Origin of the sequence: Limobrevibacterium gyesilva, from assembly GCF_025989185.1 — a bacterium.
Lineage (GTDB): Bacteria > Pseudomonadota > Alphaproteobacteria > Acetobacterales > Acetobacteraceae > Limobrevibacterium > Limobrevibacterium gyesilva.
Genome location: NZ_JAPDNT010000003.1, coordinates 297,854 through 314,012, shown reverse-complemented (window position 1 = coordinate 314,012; position 16,159 = coordinate 297,854). Strand labels below are relative to the sequence as shown.

Sequence of the window (16,159 nt, the reverse complement as noted above, 5' to 3'; positions counted from 1 at the left end):
GCGTTACCGCCCCGGCCGTTCCGCCGCGGGCAGCGTCATCGCCCAGCGCAGGCCGCTCTCCAGCCACGCGCCGTCCAGCACATGGCCGCCTTCATGCAGGCACAGCTCCAGGCTGCGGCCGCTGCCGCAGGATGACCATATGTCGCAGTCCAGGTCGCCCTCGCGGCTGTGCCGGTTCGGCGCCGCGCGGCATTTGTCCTCCTGCTCCCACACCAGGAAGCCGCGGCGGATGTCGGCCTGCCGGTACGGGCCGAACAGGGCCCGCCCGGCCATCGGCACGGTGGTGTCGGCGCGGCCGTGGGTGTGCCGCAGGTTCACCGCCCCGGCCGTGCAGGAGTCCGGCATCTTTTCCCAGAACCCGCCGGAGATCGGCAGGAACGCGGTGAAGGCGTCGGCGGCATAGCAGGCGAGGTCCCACACCATGCTGCCGCCCTGCGAGAACCCGCCGGCGACCACCACGCGCGGATCGACCGGCCAGCGCTGCTCGGCATCCGCCAGCACCGCGCGCAGGAAGGCGACGTCGTCGCGGGCCTGGCTGGGTGAGCCGCCATGCGCCCAGGTGTTCTGTAGCCCGTCCGGCGCGATCAGCAGGAAGCCCAGCCGCGCCGCCGGCCCGGTGACGGCGGTGTCGTCGACCATGTCGGCGCCGCTGGCCCGCCAGCCATGCAGGAACATCAGCAGCTTCAGCCTGGTGTGCCCATCCCAGTCTGGCGGCGCCACCGCGTGATAGGTGCCGCCCGCCGCCGCACAGGTCGTGCATGGTTCGGCCGCCCAGGACGCGGGCGCCGCGAGCAATCCGACAACCAGCGCCGCCAGCAGCCGCCGCATGGCTATCGCGGTTCGAACAGCTCGACGACGTTGCCCGAGGGATCCTCGCACAGGATCTGCCGCCCGCCCGGGCCGTCCAGCATGTCGTTGCGGAACCGCACGCCGTTGCGGCGCAGCCGCGCCACCATCCCCGGCAGGTCGTCGACCTGCAGGACGAAGCGGTTCCAGCCCCCCGGCTCCGGCCTGCGGCCGTCGGGCATCGGCTTCGAGGCCGAGGCGGCGGGCCCCGCCAGCCACAGCGTGAGGCCGTCCTGCGCCAGGATGGCCATGGCCGGGCCGAACTGCTGGCGCAGCTCAAAGCCGAGGCTGCCCGTGTAGAACGCGACGGCGGCGTCGACGTCGTGGACGAGATATCTGACCGAGGCCACGGTTCCCTCCGCGCTGTTCCCGGCCAGTCTAGTCCCGCACGGGAAGGTCGATCCACGACAGATGGCCGCCCTTGCCGGCGCCGGTGTCCAGGAACACGGCGGCGCCGCCGGCGGCGCCGGTGCGGCTATAGGGGCGGCCGTTGCTGCTGCGCTGGTCATGGCCGCAATAGACCGTCAGGCCGGCGGGAATGCGGTCGACCCAGCGCAGGCTGCGCTCGGGATAGCCGTCCGGCTGGACGCGGCCGGTCGGCTCGCCGTACAGCGCCCGCGACAGCGCCCCCTCCACCCGGCCGTCGGGCGCCGGCGGCGGCTGGTGATCCAACATGGCGGTGTGGAAGCCGCCATGCACGAACAGCACGTGGCCCCAGCGCAGCCAGCCCGGCGCCCGCGCGATCGCCGCCGCCGCCCGGGTCCGCAGTGGCGCATCGAGCTGGCCCAGCGTGTCCGCGAGCTCCGGCCCCATGCGCACGTTGCGCCCGGCCAGCGCGCGCGCCAGCTTCAGGTCGTGGTTGCCGAGGACGAACAGGCCGCGCCCCGTGTCGAGCAGCCGGAACATGATGCGCAGGCTCTCGGCGCTGTCCGGGCCGTAATCCGTGAGATCGCCGAGCTGCACCACGAACAGGTCGGTCTCGGCGGCGATGGCGAAGGCGCGCGCGTCGCCATGCACGTCGCCCACGACCCGCACGCCCTGGCCCGGCGGGATCATCCGGCAGCCGTCATTGCCGGCAGCCGCCGGCCTGGTCCGTATGTGCGCACTTCAGGCGTTCGGCGCGATCAGGATCTGGCCGACATCGGCCCAGCCGGCGCGGAAGCCCGTCTCGCAATAGGCCAGGTGGTATTCCCACAGGCGCTTGAAGCGTTCGTCGCAGGGCCGGCGGTTCAGGCTGGTCGTGGCGACGATGCGCGGCCAGGCCGCCTGGAACGCGTCCTGCCAGTGCGACAGCGTTTCCGCGTAGTCGCGGCCGAACCAGAATTCCTGGCCCCAGGCCAGCCCGGCCCTGCCGATCGCCTGGCGCAGCCGCCGCTTGCTGGGCAGCATGCTGCCCGGGAAGATATGGCGCTGGACGAAATCGGTGCCCTGGCGGTACTGGTCGAACAGCGGGTCGGCGATGGTGATCACCTGCAGCCCGGCCACGCCGTTCTTGCGCAGCCGGTCGCGGATCACGCCGCAATAGTCCGGCCAGAACCTGTCGCCCGTCGCCTCGAACATCTCGATCGAGGCGATACGGTCGAAGCTGCCGGTCACATCGCGGCAATCCTGCAGCCGCAGCTCGACGCGGTGCGACAGTCCGGCCTGCGCGATGCGCCGCTGCGCGTATGCGAGCTGCGTCGGCGAGAGGGTGATGCCCAGCACGCTGGCGCCGTAGTCGCGCGCCGCCACCTCGGCGAAACTGCCCCAGCCGCAGCCGATCTCCAGCAGCCGCATCCCCGGGCGGAGCCGCAGCAACTGGCAGAGGCGGTGGATCTTGCGCAATTGCGCCGCTTCGAGGGTGACGCCGCTGCCGCCGAAATAGGCGGCGGAGAAGGTCATCGTGGGGTCGAGCCACGCCGCATAGAAATCGTTGCCGAGGTCGTAGGACTCGACGATGTTGCGCCGGGCGCTGCCGCCGGAGGGCGGGCGCAGCGTGTGCAGCGCGTGCGAGATCCGACGCGCCCAGGGGTGCCCGCGCAACACCGGCTCCCATTCCGCGGCGTTGGCCACGGCCACGGCCATCACGCCGCGGAGGTCCGGGCTGTCCCACAGCCCGTCCACGTAGGCTTCGGCGAGGCCGAGGCTGCCGCGCGCCAGCAGCCGGCGGATCGCGCGCGGATGCTTCAGCACGACGGTCGCGGCGGGGCTTTCGGTGGCGGCGACACGGTGGCTCGACCCGTCCGGCATCACCACGGTCAGGGTGCCCGTCCGGATCAGACCGGCCAGGTGCAGCGCCGACCGCAGCCGGCGATCGCGCGGCGGGGAGGCGGATGGCTCGGATATGGCCTCGGTCGCACTCATGCCAGACCTCCCGGACCGCCGTCGGGCAAGGGCGGCGGCGTCGCCGGCAACTTCGCACTGCGCCGCCACGGCCTCAATGCCTTCGCGGCGGACCGGGCCTGCCGGCGGACCCGCGGCCGGAACGGACCGCCGCCGCGCGAAGGATGTGGAGGCCGGGTCATGCGGCGTCCGTGATGCGCGCGAAGGCGTCGAGCGCGCGCTGCCGCCCGGCGGCCGGAGCCACGAGCGGGCGCGGATAGGTGGCGCCCAGGGTCACTCCTGCCGCTGCCAGCACCTCGGCCGGCGCGTCCCAGGGGGCGTGCAGGTGGCGGTCGGGCAGGCGGGCCAGTTCGGGCACGAAGCGGCGGACATAGGCGCCGTCCGGGTCGAATTTCCGCCCCTGCAACACCGGGTTGAGGATGCGGAAATACGGCGCGGCATCGGCGCCGCAGCCGGACACCCACTGCCAGGAGGCGGCGTTGGTGGCGAGGTCGGCGTCCACCAGCGTGTCCCAGAACCAGGCCTCGCCGCGCTGCCAGGGCAGCAGCAGGTGCTTCACCAGGAAGCTGGCGGCGATCATGCGCACCCGGTTGTGCATCCAGCCCGTGCGCCAGAGCTGGCGCATCCCGGCATCTACGATGGGAATGCCGGTGCGGCCCCGCTGCCACGCACGCAGGCCGGGTTCGTCGTCGCGCCACGGCATCGCGGCGAATTCGGCGCGCAGCGGCGCTTCCGGCATGCGCGGATGATGCCACAGCAGATGCGCCGCGAATTCCCGCCACAGCAGCTCGTTCGCAAAGGCGAACAGCCCGGCGCCGCCGGCGGCCTCCGCCGCGTGCCAGATCGTGGCCGGCGAGATCTCGCCCCAGGCCAGATGCGGCGACAGCATGGAGGTGCCGGCAACGCCCGGCAGGTCGCGTTGCGCGCCGTAACCGGCCAGCGGTGGGCCCAGGAACGTGGCCAGCCGGCGGGCGGCCCCGGCCTCGCCGGGCGTCCAGGCGGCGCGCAACCCGCCGGCCCAGTCCGGGCGGGTGGGCAGCAGTCGCCAGTCCTCCAGCCGGTCCGAGGCGGGGGGCGGGGGCGCCTCGATCCGCGCCGGCGCGGACAGCGGCGGCGCCGGCAGGCCGCGGGCGCGGCAGGCGCGGGAATAGGGGGTGAACACGCCGTAGGGGCCGCCCGCCTGGGTGCGGATGGCGGCGGGTTCGAACAGCAGCGTGGTGCGGTGCACATGCAGCCTCGCCGGCAGCGCCTTGTGCACCTCCCGCATCGCCTGCCGCGCCCAGGGCTCCAGCGGCAGGCCGGCATGGACCGCGGCGGCACCGGTTTCGGCCACCAGACGGGGGATTTCCGTGGCGTAAGGGCCGCGCCGCAGCACCAACGGGGCGCCGCGCGCGGCGAGGTCGGCGGCGAGCGAGGTCAGGCTGTGGTGCAGCCACCAGCGCCCCGCGCCACCGGGCGCCCAGGGTCCCGGGGTCGCCTCGTCCAAGACGAAGACAGGGAGGACATTCCGGCCCGTCTCCATGGCGGCGGCGAGGGCGGGGTTGTCGTGCAGCCGCAGCTCGCGCCGCAGCCACAGCAGCACCGGGGCCGATGTGCCGTCTGGGCTCCTTGCCGCGTCAGGATCTCCCTTGATGTCGCGTTGCGCGCGCGATGGCCGTCCATGCGGCCGCCATATGGTGGCGATCCGGAAAGCTACAGCAGGGCGCCCGCGGCGGCGCGCGCCGGCAGGGCGAAGCTGAACAGCCGGTCGCGGCCGAGCAGGAACACCCGCCCGCCGCGCGGGAACAGGCCGGCGATGGCGGGGGCGCGCACGTCGAGCCCGCCGGTATAGGCGCCGAGCGCCGGCAGCATCAGCCGCCGCCCGTCGAACACGAAGCAGGGCCGCGTGACCACGGTGCCGCGCGTGGGGATATGCGCCTTGGGGTGATGGTGGCCGCACAGCTCGCCGAGGACCCGGCCCGGGGTCGCCTGGTGGCGGAACACCAGCGGGCCGACCCGCCATTCTTCCGCCGAGGTGCCGCCGATGCCCTCGGGCGGCGTGGGGTCGTGGTTGCCGAGCACCCAGACGAACGCCGCCGCCTTGGTCATGGCGGCGAGCCGCGCCTGGTCCTGCGGCAGCAGCCGGGTCGCCCCCTTCGCGTCGTGGAAGGAGTCGCCCAGCGCCACCACGGTGTCCGGCCGGTAGCGGCGCAGCAGCCCGGCCATGCGGTCGAGCGTGGCGCGGGTGTCCCAGGGCGGCAGCAGGCTGCCGCTTGTGGCGGCGGCCGAGCCCTTCTCGAAATGCAGGTCGGCGACTGCCAGCAGGCGTTGCGCCGGCCAGAACAGCGCGCCTTCGGGATCGAGCATCAACCGCTCGCCGGCGAGGTGGACAGGGGCGGGCGTCATGCGAACAGGCGGCCCTGGCGGCGATCGGGTCGCGGCCGCTGCGGGGGTGCGGGGCGCTGCGGCCGGAACGGCGGCGGCTCGGCAGTGCCGGTGGCCTCGGCCACCAGCGTCTCGGCCTCGGCCAGCAGGTCGTCGTCGGACTCGCCGCTGCGCACGCTCTCGCGCCCGATGTCGAGCAGCACCGGCACGGCCAGCGGCGACACCCGCGACAGCACCATGTGGCGGATGCGGCCCTTGGCGCGCGCCAGCATGCCGGCGATGCGGGCGACGTCGGTCAGCCCGCCGGCGGCGTCGGCGCGGGTGGCGCGCAGCAGGATGTGGTCGGGCTGGTGGCGGCGCAGCACGTTGTAGATGAGGTCGCTGTTCACGGTCACTTGTCGTCTCGTCTTCTCGGCGCCGGGATGGTGCCGCTCGATCAGGCCGGCGATCACCGCCACGTTGCGGAAGGTGCGCCGGAGCATGGAGCTCTCGGCCATCCACGCCTCCAGGTCGTCGCCCAGCATGTCCTGCTCGAACAGGCGGGCGACGTCATGCGGCTCGCGCGCGCTCCAGGTCGCGAGCACGTAGTCGGTGGCGACGAAGCCGAGAGGCTGGAAGCCGAAGCGCTCCATGCGGCGGGTCAGCAGCATGCCCAGCGTCTGGTGGGCGTTGCGGCCCTCGAAACAATAGGCGACGAGGTACCAGCGGTCGCCGCGCGGGAACGTCTCCACCAGCAGGTCGTGGCGTCCCGGCAGGCGGGAGCGGGCTTTCTGCAGGCGCAGCCATTCCTGCACCGGCTCGGGGAAGGCGTGCCAAGTCGCGGGGTCCTGCAGCATGGCGCGCACGCGGTCGGCGAGGTTGGTGGTCATGGGCATGCGCCCGCCCGCATAGGCGGGCACTTTCGGGTCGCCGCCGCCGCCGTCGGTCACTTCGCACACGGTTTCGCGCAGGCGCAGGAAGCGCAGCAGCCGGCCGGCGAACATGAAGGTGTCGCCGGGGCTCAGCATGTTGACGAAGTATTCCTCGACCTCGCCCAGCATGCCGCCGCCGCGGCCGACATGGCGCACCTTCAGCAGCGGCTCCTCGACGATGGTGCCGATGTTCATGCGGTGGGTGCGCGCGACCCGCTCGGACATCACGTGCATGCGCCCTTCGGAATCGCGGAACAGCCGCCGATAGCGCTCATAGGCCGAGAGCGCGTAGCCGCCGTCCTCCACGAAGCCCAGCACGGCGTCGAAATCCTGGCGCGTGAGATCCGCATAGGGCGCGGCACGCCGCACCTCCGCGAACATGGCGTCGGGGTGGAACGCGGCACTGCAAGCCACCCCCAGTAGGTGCTGCGCCAGCACGTCGAGCCCGCCCGGCCGCGGCGGATCGCCGTCCAGCTCGCGCGCGGCGACGCCCAGGATGGCGGCCTCGCATTCCAGCACCTCGAACCGGTTGGCGGGCACCAGGATGGCGCGGGAAGCCTCGTCCATGCGGTGATTGGCGCGGCCGACGCGCTGCAGCAGGCGGGAGACGCCTTTCGGCGCGCCCACCTGCAGCACCTGGTCCACGCCGCCCCAGTCGATGCCGAGATCGAGCGAGGAGGTGGCGACCACGGCCCGCAACCGGCCCTCGGCCATGGCGGCTTCCACGCGCTTGCGGCTCTCCAGCTCCAGGCTGCCGTGGTGGATGGCGATCGGCAGGGTCTCGTCGTTGAGCTTCCACAGTTCCTGGAACAGCAGCTCCGCCTGGGCGCGGGTGTTGACGAAGACGATGGTCATGCCGGCGGCGCGGATGCGCGCGAGGATCTCGGGGGCGCTGAACAGGCCCATATGGCCGGACCAGGGCAGGCGGCCTTCCGGCAGGATCATGGTGATCTCCGGCGGCGCGCCCCCGGTGACCTCGATCACCCGCGCCGGCGTGCCGGAGGAGACGTAATCGACCAAGGGCTGGCGGTGCGCGACGGTGGCGGACAGCCCGGTCCGCCGCGCGCCCGGCGCTAGGGTGGACAGCCGCGCGAGGCACAGCGCCAACTGGTCGCCGCGCTTGGTGCCTGCCAGCGCATGCACCTCGTCCACCACCACGGCGGCGAGCGAGGCGAACATCTGCGGCGCGTCGGGCAGCGAGACCAGCAGGGCCAGGCTCTCGGGCGTGGTCAGCAGCAGGTTCGGCGGCGCTTCCCGCTGCCGGCGCCGGCGCTCGCCGGAGGTGTCGCCGGTGCGGGTGTCGATGGTTATGTCCAATGACATGTCCGCAACCGGCCGCGTCAGGTTGCGGGCGATGTCGGCGGCCAGGGCCTTCAGCGGCGAGACATACAGAGTGTGCATCCCCGGCCGCGGATTGGCGTGCAGGTCCACCAGGCTGGGCAGGAACCCCGCCAGGGTCTTGCCGCCGCCGGTCGGCGCGATCAGCAGCACGCTCTCGCCGGCCTGGGCGGCGGCGAGCACGTCGAGCTGGTGCGGCCGCGGCGTCCAGCCGCGCGCGGCGAACCAGGCGGCAAAAGGTTCCGGCAATGTTCCGGTCATCGCCCCCTTGATAAGGGGTTCGGCGCGAGGCGTGAAGCGTGACCGCTTCGCCGGGGTCCGGTTATGCTTCGGGCAAACAGGGGGGTGACGATGTACAAGCTGTTCGCACGTCCGGGCTGGGGCTCGGTGCTGGCCGAGGCGCAGCTTGCCTGGTACGGGCTGCCGTTCGAGGTCGAGGATCTCGGCGACCTGTTCACCTCGGAGGAGGCGCGGCAGCGGCTGGCGACGGTGAACCCGCTGGCGCAGATCCCGACGCTGGTGCTGCCGGACGGGCGGGTGATGACGGAGAGCGCCGCGATTACGCTGTACCTTGCCGACGTCACCGGGCGTCACGATCTGGTGCCAGAAGCGCGCGCGCCCGAGCGGCCGGAGTTCCTGCGCTGGCTGGTGTTCATGGTGGCCAATATCTACCCGACCTTCACCTATGCCGACCTGCCCGAACGCTTCGTGCCCGGCGTGGACGCGCAGAAGGCATTCCGCGTCAATGTGGATACCTATGCGCAGCGTCTGTGGGCGCAGATGGACGGCGCGGCCGGACAGCCCTGGTTCCTGGGCGCCCGGTTCTCGGCCATCGACATCTTCATCGCGGCGATGACGCAGTGGCGGCCCAAGCGGCCCTGGTTCGCCGGCGCCTGCCCGCGGCTGCACGCGATCGCCGAAGGCGTGGATGCGCTGCCGCCGCTGGCCGAGGTGTGGCGGCGCAACTACCCGCCGGAATGACCGCGCCGCATCCCGAAACCTGGCTGAAGGTGCTGCCGCAGGGGCTGTATTGCGAGCCCGGCGGCTTCTACATCGACCCGGTCCGTGCCGTGGACCGGGCGGTGATCACGCATGCCCATTCCGACCACGCCCGCCCCGGCCATCGCGCCGTGCTCGCCACCGCGCCGACCCTGGCGCTGATGCAGGCCCGCCTGGGCGAAGACGGCGCCGGCGCGGTGCGGCAGGCGCTGGCCTGGGGCGAGCGCATCCGCATCAACGACGTCGATCTGTGGCTGCAGCCGGCCGGCCACGTGCTGGGCAGCGCGCAGGTGGCGATGGAGTGGCGCGGCAGCCGTGCCGTGGTCAGCGGCGACTACAAGCGCGCGCCCGACCCCACTTGCGCCGGCTTCGAGCCCATCGCCTGCGACGTGTTCGTGACCGAGGCGACCTTCGCCCTGCCGGTGTTCCGCCATCCGCCGGCGGATGCCGAGATCCGTCGCCTGCTGGCCAGCGTGGCGCTGTTCCCGGAGCGGACGCATGTCGTCGGCTGCTATTCGCTGGGCAAGTGCCAGCGGCTGATCGCGCTGCTGCGCCAGGCTGGCTGGGACGCGCCGATCTGGCTGCACGGAGCGCTGGCGGCCATGTGCCGGGTCTACGAGGAGCAGGGCGTGGCGCTGGGCGAGCTGCTGCCGGCCACGGTGGCGGCGAAGGGCCGGCTGGTCGGCCAGATCGTGCTGGCCCCGCCCAGCGCCGTCGCCGACCGCTGGGCGCGGCGGCTGGCCGAGCCGGTGGTGTGCATGGCCTCCGGCTGGATGCGGGTGCGCCAGCGCGCCAAGCAGGGCGGGGTGGAACTGCCGCTGGTGATCAGCGACCACGCCGACTGGGATGAGCTGAACGCCACGCTGGACGAGGTCGGCGCGCCGGAGGTGTGGGTGACGCATGGGCGCGAGGAGGCGCTGATCCATGCCGCCGGCCAGCGCGGCATCCGCGGCCGCGCGCTGCGGCTGGTCGGCTACAGCGACGAGGGCAGCGAGGAATGATCGCCTTCGCCGACCTGCTGGAACGCCTGGTATTCACCCCGGGCCGCAACGCCAAGATCGCCCTGCTGCGCCGGTATTTCGCCACCCAGCCGGACCCGGATCGCGGCCTGGGGCTGGCGGCGGTCACTGGTGAGCTGTCCTTCGCCACCGCCAAGGCCGGGCTGATCCGCCAGCTGGCGGCGGATCGCACGGACCCCGAGCTGTTCGCGTGGTCGTATGACTACGTGGGCGACCTCGCCGAGACGGTGGCACTGATGTGGCCCTCCAGGGCGACCAACGCCGCGCCGCCACGCCTGTCGGAGGTGGTGGGCACGCTGGACCGGGCGCCGAAGGCCGCGTTGCCGGCGATCGTGGCCGGATGGCTCGATGCCTGCGATCCGTCGGTGCGGCTGGCGCTGCTGAAGCTGATCACCGGCGGGCTGCGGGTCGGCGCCTCCGCCCGGCTGGCCAAGATCGCGCTGGCGGACATGTCCGGCGGCCGCATCGCGCCGGACGATATCGAGGAGGTGTGGCACGGGCTGGCGCCGCCCTATAGCGCGCTGTTCGCCTGGATCGAGGGCCAGGCTCCGCGCCCCGATCCGGCCGACGCCCCGGTGTTCCGCCCGCCGATGCTGGCGCATCCGCTGGACGCGGGGGACATCGCCGGCCTCGATCCCGCGCTGCTGCGGGCGGAGTGGAAATGGGACGGCATCCGCGTGCAGCTTGTCGCCAGCGCCGGCGGACGGCGGCTGTATTCGCGCGGGGCCGAGGACATCTCCGACGCGTTCCCGGAGATCCTCGCCGCCATGGAGTTCCACGCCGTGCTCGACGGCGAGCTGCTGGTGGTGCGCGACGGCCAGGTGGCGCCGTTCGCCGATCTGCAGCAGCGGCTGAACCGCAAGGCGGTGACGGCGAAGATGATGAAGGACTATCCAGTCGGCGTGCGGCTGTACGACATGCTGTTCGAGGGCGCGGACGACATCCGGCCGCTCGCATTCGACGCGCGGCGGGCGCGGCTGGAGGCATGGCACGGCCGCATGGCCCCCGCGCGGCTGGATCTTTCGGAACTGATCCGGTTCGGCTCCATCGCCGAGCTGGCGGCGCTGCGCGACGGCGCGCGGGCGGTGGCGATCGAGGGGCTGATGCTCAAGCGCGCCGACGCCCCGTATGTGCCGGGACGGCCGAAAGGGTTGTGGTGGAAGTGGAAGCGCGACCCGCTGACCATCGACGCCGTGCTGATGTATGCCCAGCGCGGCCACGGCAAGCGCAGCAGCTATTATTCCGACTACACCTTCGGCCTGTGGCGCGCCGACGGCGAGCTGGTGCCGGTGGGCAAGGCGTATTTCGGCTTCACCGACGAGGAGCTGGCTTTCCTCGACCGCTGGATCCGCAACCACACCACCCAGCGTTTCGGCCCGGTGCGCGAGGTGGAACGCGGCCTGGTGCTGGAAGTGGCGTTCGACGCGGCGCAGTTGTCGTCGCGCCACAAATCCGGCGTGGCGCTGCGCTTTCCCCGCATCGCCCGCATCCGCACCGACAAGCCCGCCGCCGAGGCCGACCGGCTGGAGACGCTGATGCGGCTGGTGGAGAACGCGCAATCGTGAGGCGTGCGGGTTTGCATCCGACGCGGAGAAACCACATGCTCGTGATCACCCGTGACCACGCGTGATCGGAAGGCTTCGGGAAACGGCCATGTGCAATCTGTTCATCTCCCAGAACCCTGCCACCTATGAGGCCGAGACGCGGCCGATGCGGCTGCACGGCCATGCCACGTCGATCCGTCTCGAAGCGGCGTTCTGGGACATTCTCGAGGAGATCGCGGCGAAGGAGGGCATGTCGGTGGCCCGCTTCGTTGCCGTGCTGCATGACGAGATCCTGGCGACGCGCGGCGAGATGACGAATTTCGCCTCGTTCCTGCGCGTGACCTGCCTGCATTACCTGCGCAACCAGGATCTGCACGCCCGCCAGCTCGCGGAGAAGCTTGCTGCCGGCGGAATGCCGCGCTGCAGCAAGGTGCCGCAGGAAAGTGACGCTGTCGTAGCCTGATACTACCGAATGTTGCAGCGCGGCCCGTAGGCTTCCCGTAGAAGGACGACTTCGGGGAGGAAAGGCATGGGGCGGATCGCGCCATTGCTGATCGCCGGCGCCATCGCCGCGGCGCCGCTCACGAATGTGCGAGCCCAGTTCACCGTGCCGATGCAGGCCACGCAGCCTGATCCGGCAACGCTGTTCACGAACCAGTGCGGCACCTGCCATTCGGTGAAGCCGGGCGACATGCCGCGCCAGGGCCCGAACCTGTTCGGCGTGTTCGGGCGCAAGGCCGGCAGCTTTCCGGGGTTCAGGTATTCGCCGGGCTTCGCGCAGGCGGGCTTCGTCTGGGACGAGCCGCATCTCGATGCCTACCTCACCAATCCGCAAGCGGTGATCAAGGGCGGCGTCATGGCCTATCGCCAGGCCAATCCCGAGACCCGTAACACCATCATCGCATGGCTCAGGGAGCAGCATTGAATGGCCAAGCCGATCCACTCCATGATCCGCGTGATCGACGAGGCGCGCTCGGTGGATTTCTATCGCCGCGCCTTCGGCCTGCAGGTCGCGGACCGGTATCCGTTCGAGGGCTTCACGCTGGTCTATCTGCGCGGGCCGGAGGATGATTTCGAGCTTGAACTGACGATCAACCACGACCGGCGGGATGCCTATGCGCTCGGCGACGGTTATGGCCACATCGCTTTCGTCGTGGACGACCTGGACGCCGAGCACGCGCGCTTCACGCGCGAGAAACTCGATCCCAACCCGGTGAAGGAGTTCCAGCGGGAGGGCGCGCTGATGGCGCGGTTCTTCTTTGTCACCGATCCCGACGGCTACCGGATCGAGGTGCTGCAGAAGCACGGGCGCTATCGCTGAAGAAACTTGAACAAACGGGAGAGAGACATGAGAGACGTCGATAGGCGCACGCGGGTCAGCCGCCGGATCTTCCTGCGCGGCAGCGCCACCGCTGTGCCCGCGGCCGCCGCCGCAGCGGCGGGGATGACCGTCACCGCCGAGTCCGCATGGGCGCAGGCGGCGAAGAACCTGAAGCCGCAGACGATGGCGACGCTGGTGAAGGCGGCGCGCGATACCTATCCGCACGACCGTCTGGCCGACAGCTACTACATCACCGCGGTGGCTGTGTACGACAGCGCCGATCCGACGCTGCGCGCGCTGATGGAAAGCGGTGTCGCGATGCTGGACGCGGAGGCGAAGAAGCGCTTCGGCACGCCCTATCTGGACGTGCTGTCCGAGACCGACCGCGTGAGCGTGCTGCGCGCGGTGGAAGGCAGCCCGTTCTTCAAGAAGCTGCGCGGCGACCTGGTGGTGACGTTGTACAACCAGAAGCCGGTCTGGGTGAAGTTCGGCTACGAGGGCGCCTCGGCCGACAAGGGCGGGTACATCAACCGCGGCTTCAACGACCTCGACTGGCTGCCGGAAGTCTGAATTCAGCATGCGCGCAAACCCGAAGAGGTTTGCTGTGAGGGAAGCACGGTCATGGCACAATTCGATCTGAACGACGACAGCGTCGTCTGCATCGTCGGCTCCGGCGCCGGCGGCGGCACGCTCGGTAACGAGCTGGCCCAGAAGGGCGTGAAGGTGGTGATCCTGGAGGCCGGCGGACGCTATGAGATCCCGGATTTCATCAACGACGAATGGGCGAGCTTCGCCCAGCTCGCCTGGAAGGACATGCGCACCACGTCGGGCAAGTGGCGGGTTGCGCGTGATTTCCCGAACCTGCCGGCCTGGATCGTGAAGGCGGTGGGCGGTTCCTCGATCCATTGGGCCGGCGCGTCGCTGCGCTTCCAGGACCACGAGTTCAAGGCGCGCAGCACCTATGGCGCGGTGCAAGGCGCCAACCTGCTGGACTGGCCGGTCACGTTGCAGGAAATGGAGCCGTGGTACGCCAAGGCCGAGGACAAGCTGGGGGTAACCGGCACCAACGGCATTCCGCGCCTGCCCGGCAACAACAATTTCAAGGTGCTGGCCGCGGGCGCCAGGAAGCTCGGCTACAAGGAGGTCCACACCGGCAACATGGCCATCAACAGCCAGCCGCGCGACCAGCGCGGCAGTTGCCAGCAGATCGGCTTCTGCTTCCAGGGCTGCAAGTCGGGCGCGAAATGGTCCACGCTGTACGCGGAGATTCCGAAAGGCGAGGCCACCGGGAACCTGGAAGTGCGGCCCAACGCGATGGCGATCAAGATCGAGCATGACGCGCGCGGCAAGGTCACCGGCGTTCTGTATGTCGATGCCTCGGGTGCCACCCAGCGCCAGAAGGCGCGTGCGGTGGCCGTGGCCGGCAACTCGATCGAAAGCCCGCGCCTGCTGCTGAACTCCGCCTCGCCGATGTTCCCGAACGGCCTGGCCAACAGCTCCGGCCAGGTGGGCCGCAACTACATGCGCCACACCACCGGCAGCGTCTACGCGGTGTTCGACAAGCCGGTGCACATGTATCGCGGCACCACCATGGCCGGCATCGTGCGCGACGAATCGCGGCTGGACACGAAGCGCGGCTTCGTCGGCGGCTACGAGCTGGAGACGCTGTCGATCGGCCTGCCGTTCATGGCGGCGTTCCTCGATCCCGGCGCCTGGGGCCGCGGCTTCACCAGCGCGCTGGACGACTATTCCAACATGGCCGGGATGTGGATCGTCGGCGAGGACATGCCGCAGGCGACCAATCGGGTCACGCTCGACGCGAAGGCGAAGGACAAGAACGGCATTCCCGTGGCCAGCGTGCATTTCGACGACCACGCCAACGACACCAGGATGCGTGATCATGCCTATCGCCAGGGTGCGGCCATCTACGAGGCGGTGGGGGCAGTGCGCACGTTCCCGACCACGCCCTATCCCAGCACGCACAACATGGGCACCAACCGGATGAGCGCGAACGCCAAGGACGGCGTGGTGAACAAGTTCGGCCAGACGCACGACATCAAGAACCTGTTCGTCTCCGACGGCAGCCAGTTCACCACCGGGGCGGCGTGCAACCCGACGCTGACCATCGTGGCGCTGGCGATCCGCCAGGCCGACGCGATGACGGGAATGATGAGCCGCGGCGAGATCTGATGGTCTGCTGAGACGCCGCGCGCCGGCGAGGATGCTCCTTGCATCCTCGCCATCGCCTGAACCCGGATGACGCCTTTGCGTGCAACGGGCACCAGCCCCCGCGCGGGATATTGCACCTGCGATCCAGATCCCTTTCCGTCACGCCTGCGTTCAGCACATGGAAGGCCCGGCCATGTCCCATGCCCGCACCCCGCCTTCGACCTGGATTGTCCCACTCACCGGCTGGGCGCTGCTGGCCGCCTCCATGACCGTCCACCACCCGCTGCTGGTCGTGGCACAGGGCGCGGTCCTGGTCGCCTGCGTGCTCGCCGCCGTCCATCACGCCGAGGTCGTGGCCCTTCGCGTGGGCGAGCCATTCGGCACGCTGCTGCTGGCCCTGGCCGTGACCGTGATCGAGGTGGCGCTCATCGTCTCGCTGATGCTCAGTGGTGGCGAGGCCACGGCGGCCCTTGCGCGCGACACGGTGTTCGCCTCGATCATGATTATCCTGAACGGCATGGTGGGAGTCTGTCTGCTGCTAGGCTCATCGCGCCATGGCGAGCAGCATTTCGGCCTGTACGGCGTCAACGCCACATTGGCGGCTCTTGCGGCGATTTCGGTCATCACCCTGATCCTGCCCAACACCACCGCCACCGCGTCCGGCCCCAGCTATTCGGCCAGCCAGCTTGCCTTCGTCGCGGTCGTCTCGCTCGTGCTTTATGGCGTCTTCGTGCTGGTGCAAACGGTGCATCACCGCGACTATTTCCTGACCCTCGGCGGCGCCTCCTACGCCGCGGATGAGCACGCAGCCCCGCCCACGACCCGCGTCGCCGTCCGTGCCGCCGCTCTGCTCATCCTTTGCCTCGGCGCGGTGATACTGCTTGCCAAGGCGATGGGCCCCGTAATCGAGGCGGCGGTGGACAGCATCGAGGCGCCAAAGGCCGTCGTTGGGGTCATCATCGCCGCCATCGTGCTGCTGCCCGAAAGCCTCGCCGCCCTGAAGGCCGCGCGCGTCGACCGGCTGCAAACCAGCCTCAACCTCGCCCTCGGTTCGGCGATGGCCTCGATCGGCCTGACCATCCCGGCTGTCGCCGCAGTTTCGCTCATCACAGGCTGGACGCTGATTCTCGGCCTCGATCTCAAAGGGGCGGTGCTGCTCAGCCTGTCGCTGCTCGTGGCCTCACTCTCCCTGGGCACCGGCAGGACCACGGTGCTGCAAGGTGCGGTGCACCTCGTCACCTTCTTCGTCTACCTGTTCGTCACCGTCGTTCCCTAGCGGCGCTCCCTCGTTCGATTTCGCCTATTGGCGAGCGGCCTGCCAGGGTT

16 protein-coding genes are annotated in these 16,159 nt (G+C 70.7%); 9 read left to right on the top strand and 7 right to left on the bottom strand.

From position 1 onward, the window contains the following. Positions 1-3 precede the first annotated feature (3 nt). The 7 genes from OL599_RS07435 to OL599_RS07405 all read right to left on the bottom strand — a co-directional run bounded on the left by OL599_RS07435 (position 4) and on the right by OL599_RS07405 (position 8,042). Positions 4-828, bottom strand: coding sequence for an alpha/beta hydrolase family esterase (locus OL599_RS07435; RefSeq protein ID WP_264713039.1), 825 nt, complete (start codon positions 826-828; stop codon positions 4-6). Between the two features lie 2 nt (positions 829-830). Further along, positions 831-1,196, bottom strand: a complete 366-nt coding sequence (locus OL599_RS07430; RefSeq protein WP_264713038.1) for a VOC family protein — start codon at positions 1,194-1,196, stop codon at positions 831-833. A 28-nt stretch (positions 1,197-1,224) separates the two neighbouring features. Then, positions 1,225-1,902, bottom strand: a complete 678-nt coding sequence (locus OL599_RS07425; protein ID WP_264713037.1) for a metallophosphoesterase — start codon at positions 1,900-1,902, stop codon at positions 1,225-1,227. A gap of 51 nt (positions 1,903-1,953) precedes the next feature. Next, complete coding sequence (locus tag OL599_RS07420) at positions 1,954-3,189, bottom strand: SAM-dependent methyltransferase (protein WP_264713036.1); 1,236 nt, start codon at positions 3,187-3,189, stop codon at positions 1,954-1,956. 157 nt (positions 3,190-3,346) lie between these two features. After that, positions 3,347-4,750, bottom strand: coding sequence for a cryptochrome/photolyase family protein (locus OL599_RS07415; RefSeq protein WP_264713035.1), 1,404 nt, complete (start codon positions 4,748-4,750; stop codon positions 3,347-3,349). Between the two features lie 110 nt (positions 4,751-4,860). Next, positions 4,861-5,553, bottom strand: coding sequence for a ligase-associated DNA damage response endonuclease PdeM (pdeM, locus tag OL599_RS07410; protein ID WP_264713034.1), 693 nt, complete (start codon positions 5,551-5,553; stop codon positions 4,861-4,863). After that, entirely contained in the window at positions 5,550-8,042 is a 2,493-nt protein-coding gene (locus tag OL599_RS07405) for a ligase-associated DNA damage response DEXH box helicase (protein ID WP_264713033.1), read from the bottom strand. Before OL599_RS07405 ends, pdeM begins: the two co-directional genes overlap by 4 nt. 90 nt (positions 8,043-8,132) lie before the next feature. Here OL599_RS07405 and OL599_RS07400 point away from each other — a divergent pair, with 90 nt between their 5' ends. The 9 genes from OL599_RS07400 (at position 8,133) to OL599_RS07360 (ending at position 16,109) form a co-directional block, all read left to right on the top strand. Continuing rightward, entirely contained in the window at positions 8,133-8,762 is a 630-nt protein-coding gene (locus OL599_RS07400; RefSeq protein ID WP_264713032.1) for a glutathione S-transferase family protein, read from the top strand. Continuing rightward, positions 8,759-9,781 carry a ligase-associated DNA damage response exonuclease gene (locus OL599_RS07395; RefSeq protein ID WP_264713031.1) on the top strand — a complete coding sequence of 341 codons (1,023 nt, stop codon included), beginning with the start codon at positions 8,759-8,761 and terminating at the stop codon, positions 9,779-9,781. The genes OL599_RS07400 and OL599_RS07395 overlap by 4 nt, the downstream gene beginning before the upstream one ends. Continuing rightward, the gene (locus tag OL599_RS07390) at positions 9,778-11,364 is read left to right on the top strand and encodes a cisplatin damage response ATP-dependent DNA ligase (protein ID WP_264713030.1); all 1,587 of its coding nucleotides are present in this window, start codon (positions 9,778-9,780) and stop codon (positions 11,362-11,364) included. Before OL599_RS07395 ends, OL599_RS07390 begins: the two co-directional genes overlap by 4 nt. Positions 11,365-11,452: 88 nt before the next feature. Next, complete coding sequence (locus tag OL599_RS07385) at positions 11,453-11,806, top strand: ribbon-helix-helix domain-containing protein (RefSeq protein ID WP_264713029.1); 354 nt, start codon at positions 11,453-11,455, stop codon at positions 11,804-11,806. Positions 11,807-11,872: 66 nt separating this feature from the next. Then, positions 11,873-12,268 (top strand): c-type cytochrome, encoded by a 396-nt coding sequence (locus OL599_RS07380; protein ID WP_264713028.1) that lies wholly within the window; start codon positions 11,873-11,875, stop codon positions 12,266-12,268. Beyond that, positions 12,269-12,664: a VOC family protein gene (locus OL599_RS07375; RefSeq protein WP_264713027.1), complete on the top strand. Its 396-nt coding sequence runs from the start codon at positions 12,269-12,271 to the stop codon at positions 12,662-12,664. A gap of 27 nt (positions 12,665-12,691) precedes the next feature. Beyond that, entirely contained in the window at positions 12,692-13,234 is a 543-nt protein-coding gene (locus OL599_RS07370) for a gluconate 2-dehydrogenase subunit 3 family protein (RefSeq protein WP_264713026.1), read from the top strand. A 51-nt stretch (positions 13,235-13,285) separates the two neighbouring features. Further along, entirely contained in the window at positions 13,286-14,854 is a 1,569-nt protein-coding gene (locus OL599_RS07365) for a GMC family oxidoreductase (protein WP_264713025.1), read from the top strand. Positions 14,855-15,026: 172 nt separating this feature from the next. Continuing rightward, the gene (locus OL599_RS07360; RefSeq protein WP_264713024.1) at positions 15,027-16,109 is read left to right on the top strand and encodes a calcium:proton antiporter; all 1,083 of its coding nucleotides are present in this window, start codon (positions 15,027-15,029) and stop codon (positions 16,107-16,109) included. The last annotated feature ends 50 nt before the right edge of the window (positions 16,110-16,159 follow it).